Origin of the sequence: Methanospirillum sp. (assembly GCF_035560735.1) — an archaeon.
Classification (GTDB): domain Archaea; phylum Halobacteriota; class Methanomicrobia; order Methanomicrobiales; family Methanospirillaceae; genus Methanospirillum.
Genome location: NZ_DATMYY010000393.1, coordinates 1 through 4,793, shown reverse-complemented (window position 1 = coordinate 4,793; position 4,793 = coordinate 1). Strand labels below are relative to the sequence as shown.

The 4,793-nt window shown below is 45.8% G+C and carries 6 protein-coding genes; 1 reads left to right on the top strand and 5 read right to left on the bottom strand.

The annotated features are described in order from the left end of the window. Window positions 1-103: 103 nt before the first annotated feature. Genes VN429_RS11640 through cobT form a run of 4 tightly spaced genes read right to left on the bottom strand, consistent with a single transcriptional unit; the run spans window position 104 to window position 3,456 of the window. The gene (locus VN429_RS11640) at window positions 104-1,309 is read right to left on the bottom strand and encodes a TraB/GumN family protein (protein WP_325633510.1); all 1,206 of its coding nucleotides are present in this window, start codon (window positions 1,307-1,309) and stop codon (window positions 104-106) included. Beyond that, entirely contained in the window at window positions 1,302-1,856 is a 555-nt protein-coding gene (locus tag VN429_RS11635; protein WP_325633508.1) for a YkgJ family cysteine cluster protein, read from the bottom strand. Before VN429_RS11635 ends, VN429_RS11640 begins: the two co-directional genes overlap by 8 nt. Further along, complete coding sequence (locus VN429_RS11630; RefSeq protein ID WP_325633506.1) at window positions 1,853-2,407, bottom strand: GMP synthase subunit A; 555 nt, start codon at window positions 2,405-2,407, stop codon at window positions 1,853-1,855. The genes VN429_RS11635 and VN429_RS11630 overlap by 4 nt, the downstream gene beginning before the upstream one ends. A gap of 23 nt (window positions 2,408-2,430) precedes the next feature. Beyond that, entirely contained in the window at window positions 2,431-3,456 is a 1,026-nt protein-coding gene (gene cobT, locus VN429_RS11625) for a nicotinate mononucleotide-dependent phosphoribosyltransferase CobT (RefSeq protein WP_325633504.1), read from the bottom strand. 114 nt (window positions 3,457-3,570) lie between these two features. Here cobT and cobS point away from each other — a divergent pair, with 114 nt between their 5' ends. Continuing rightward, window positions 3,571-4,332, top strand: coding sequence for an adenosylcobinamide-GDP ribazoletransferase (gene cobS / locus VN429_RS11620; RefSeq protein WP_325633502.1), 762 nt, complete (start codon window positions 3,571-3,573; stop codon window positions 4,330-4,332). Window position 4,333: 1 nt separating this feature from the next. Here the strand turns inward: cobS and VN429_RS11615 are convergent, their stop codons facing one another. Next, complete coding sequence (locus tag VN429_RS11615) at window positions 4,334-4,519, bottom strand: hypothetical protein (protein WP_325633500.1); 186 nt, start codon at window positions 4,517-4,519, stop codon at window positions 4,334-4,336. Window positions 4,520-4,793: the final 274 nt, after the last annotated feature.

Sequence of the window (4,793 nt, the reverse complement as noted above, 5' to 3'; positions counted from 1 at the left end):
GAATATGAGGTGTCTTTGCTAAAACTTTGAGTTTAACTCGGTTTCATTGTAAAATGAGATGAAAAGGGTATTCAACTCTCTATTGCTCTCATCTTTTCTTGTATCAGGCAAACAGATTTGTGATTGAATGAGCCATATTTTCAAAACCGGTAGACAGGAGTACACCTGGATCAATCCCAAGGATCGGGAAGATGAAGATAAAGTATGCGAATGTACCAATACTGCTCCCGACATTTGCAAGTGCAGCAACAAGCACCACCTTAAAGAGTGGAATCTTTCGCATCTCCGCAAATGACTCGGCTGAGAAGATCTTCTTCACATCTGATGGTCTTGGTTTTCTGATTTTGGCTTCCACAATCGCTGAGAACCATCCTGCTGCGATAAGCGGGTGCAGAGCAGAAATTGGTGAGACCAGAAATCCGGTTATAGCTGAGAGGGGATGCCCGCCTGCAAGAAGAGTGCACGCCATTGTGGGGATTCCATGAATGACAACCCAGTACATAAGTGCAAGAATGAGCACATCAGTTCCGACTCCTGAGAAAATAATGGCCAGGATCATCAGGGCGAAGATGATCATTACAGCAGCCGCAAATATCTTTCCCCAAGGCCGTGTTTTAATCGTCTCAACCAGATCAGGCATTGGTGGAAGAGAGTTTGGTTCTTTAAGAAATCCTTCAATGCCTTTTCTGTGACCAGCCCCTACCACTGCTAGAACCCGTTCATGGGTCTGTCCAAGCCTGATAAGATGATAAGACATGTAAGCATCACGCTCTGAAATTAAAGCATATGCTCCCCTGGGAGAGAATTTGTGGAATTCCTCCATTGCCACTGTGACAAAGTCCTCTTTTTTAAGTTCTTCTATGTCTATCATCTCACTTGCATCTTCAGCAACCACAAGCGAGCCTGCAAGGGCATAAAACATCTTGAGTTTTTCCAGGATTGACATGGAAGCCCAGAACCGGTGAAGGGTCACCCTGATATCCCGATCAATCAGGGCGAGTTCAATTCCCTTCTCTTCTGTCTCTTTGATGGCCGCTTTCATTTCAGCGCCGGGTTCAACTCCCACATCCATTCCAATTTTTCGTTGGATATATGCCAGAACCCATTGAATAAGGAGTTGATTGAAGTTTTTTGCCTGTAGAATCTCTTCGATATCAGGATTCTGCTGTTGTTGCTTCAGGCCGTTGTATCTCCCCTGATCCAGTTCAATGGCAACTACGTCCGGGTTCCACTCCCCGATTGCTTCGACTACTTCGTCGACACTCTTCTGCGAGACATGTGCTGTCCCAATAATCCTAATCTCACCCATTCATAATCCTCATACCTTCACCGTCGATGACCACCAGTTTTCCGGCCGGGATCTGCTCCCGGGTTAGAACTTCCGCAATACGCTCTTCTTCGGCTTTCTCTGCTTGCTGCCGATCTATTAAATCATGTACTAATCTGTTCACTGTCACAGGATCCATTGCATCTTTATCAATTCCTATTCCATTACAGGGAGATACTATCAGATTTTCATTATCTATCATGAATGGATAAGTCCGGCATATCCAGGGGCGGGATTGATAAATTAAACAACCGTATTCTCCAAGAAATCTGCATCTGTCGCCTTCTCTCCGGATAGCCCATCCAAGGGTATACATGCGCTCCCCTTCCTGAATAAAATCCGGATAGGGTTCTGCAATCTCATCAAAGGTAAGTGATGTGGCAGCCATAATCACCTTGACTTCCGCCGGGCTTACAAGGACAAGGTTAGATTGCTGTTCAATCTCCCTGCAACATGCACCACATCTGATACAGGTGAAAGGGTTTTTTCTGATCTCTGTGGATAAGTACTGGTCAGAAATTCTATTCAACCCTGGCAAATCTTTTCAAAATTCTCAAAAATTCGGTAACCTTCAAAAGTATGGCTGACCTCTGGATGCCACTGGACGCCAAAGATGGGGAGATCCTGATGTCGCAGTGCCTCATTTCCGCAGATATCAGACGTTGCAAGCCTGATAAATCCGGGTGGCGCTTTGATTACCTCATCAGCATGGGATGCCCATACCTGCATAGTTTCAGGATATCCTTGAAGGATCTGATCATGATCAATTACTGAAAGTGTGACTGCACCATATCCTCCCATACGTCCAGGTTTCACCTCTCCTCCGAACTTTGTAGCGATGATATGGAGCCCTAGACAGATACCAAGCACAGGAATTTGCAGATCCAGATATTCAGCAGATCTACCTGCACGGCCAATCTCTGGCCCTCCACCAAGAATAACCCCACGAAATCTTGATGTGATCTCCTCAGGGGGGGTGGTATTTGGAATCAAGACCGATTCAATATCAAGATCTCGAAGTGCCCTTGAGATAAGATGGTTAAACTGACCATAATTATTGACCACAGCGATGGGGAGCATCTCCCCATATTTTAGCGTGCTGACTACAAAGGTTTTGAGGGGCAGTATGTTGTGACAAACTTAAGGATAGCCTCCTTGATCTCTGGAAGCTGATAGCCCAAAAGATGGGCAAGAAAGATCGCTCCTCCTGCTCCCATCCCTTCTTTTACTTCTCCAATACAGTATCGGACGAGACCTGAGTGACCAATAGATCCGAAATCAGGGTTTACTATGGTGAGTGGTGTCCCGATTTGTGTAGCAATATCTATGCAATTTGCATCTTTATCATCTTGCACATAGATTGTCGTGACCACATCTGGAACAGATACTCCCAATTCTTTTATAATTGAAGCTACAGCAAGCATTTGTGTTCCCCCGGCAAGGTAGAGTTTACCTGAATATGTACTGGCTATACCTGCAACAACCGCCATCATCGGATCACCTGCCTCTGTGATAAGTTCAAGTGGGTCAATTTTTCTAGAGGTTTCAATTCTTTGCAGAACTGTTGCAACGATCTCCTCTTTGAGTTCTTTTGGGCTCTTAACTGCAGCACTGCTGACATGGGCCTGGTACCCTCCCGCACGAAGTACACAGAGCGCTGTTGTGGTTCCTCCCGGGACACATTCTCCTATAACCAATGTATCATAGGTTTTAGAGAGGAATGATCCAGCCCATTGACCTTGTGAATATAGCCGTTTTGCATCTGGAACTGCAGTCGTGACTCTGGGATCCTGTCCTGGTTGTGAATAGAAGTCAAGGCAGGGAACAGTAGGTCTGTGCATAAGGCCGGCATTAATGAACAGAACTGGAAACCCAGCCAGTTCTGCCATTGATCTGGTGATGGAAGCAGGGGTTGGGCATCCAGTTCCCGTGTTGGGTGTTATATTGCAACTGGTTATCTTTCCCTGTATGATCAGTTCTGCATCCAGATTTGGGACCATGAGAGATCCCTGTGGGTCTGGGCCGGCACCTGAAAGACCTGGTACAGTTGAGAGGAGAGTATTTGCAAGAACACCACAAAAAAGGGGTGATTTTGGGGTGTGGGTATGTGATCTGGAGAGAATTGTCATACTCACCGGTTGGCATCATTGATGCATGAATCTGCCTGCATCAAAGACCTGTCATGATAAACCAAGTACAAGCATTACTTCTATTCCTGCCAGCAATGATAGGTACATAAGCTTATGAATCTCCTGCACCCTTTTATCGCCCTGCTTCAGTTTACTACTGTTCTCCCTCTTGGGAAAATGGCTCCTTTTGAATCATTTTCCCGAAATGTCTGGATATATCCACTTGCCGGGTATGTAACCGGTGGGATTGCAGGTACAGTTCTTTTCATCTTATCAGCTCCTCCCCTTGTTTCAGCAGGTGTCGGATTAGCTGTTCTTCTCTTAATCACAGGTTGTAACCATCTGGATGGACTTCTTGATTTTGGCGATGGTCTTATGGCACATGGTAGCCGTGAGATCAGGATACGGGCACTTACTGACCGGACAATAGGCACCGGGGGAATAGCTCTCGGGATTATGGTCACCCTGCTCTCCTGGGGGTCTCTTGCATCTGTGCATCAGCCATGTGTTGCAATTCTTCTAGCAGAGGTTGGAGGGAAGTATAGTATGGCTGTTATGACGATTTTTGGCAGACCGTTTCATGACGGACTTCATGCAATGCTTCACAAGTATACTTCTTCATGGTTTGCCATACTCTCAACTCTTCTTCTTCTCCCGCTTCTGCTCCTCCCTGTTTCGATCAGATCTATGGGTCTTGCATTTATGGTGATGGTAACAATCCCGGCAGTACTTATTATCCTTGCAAACCGGATTTTTGGCGGAGTCAACGGTGATGTTACTGGTGCGGCTGGAGAGATCACCCGTGCAGGTGTGTTAGTGATTTTTGCATGTTCTGCTATGGTGCCCGCACCGTCAGCTCTTGAGTTCTTATTTTGACCTATTTGGATCTGAAACGTGGAGTATATCCTGCATTAGCATCATCATCACAGGCGATTTCCGTCCCATCTCTGACAAGGGTGTTGAACTGCATCGCTGCTTCCATCAATGATTCGGGTGGCATCACACCAGTCCGGATCTGACCTGCAATTATGTCATATGGAGAGGGCATAATCCGCGCTCCCACTTTTACCCCCTTGCAATGGATACACAATCCGCATCTTGTATGCACTGCGAGCGTTCCTGAAGCGCATTCAACCTGAACTTTATCGCTGGATAATTCTCGGAGTATTGGGAGAGATTTCATGATATTGGATATCTATTTTCAGGATCAGTATATATCAGTTCGTTCATCGGGCTCTAAATCATAATTGGTGTCCGAGAAAGGGAATGGGCGAGTATGAAAACTATTAAAAAGAACTTCTATCAAATATGTAATACTCGCATAAATGGACTGTTAA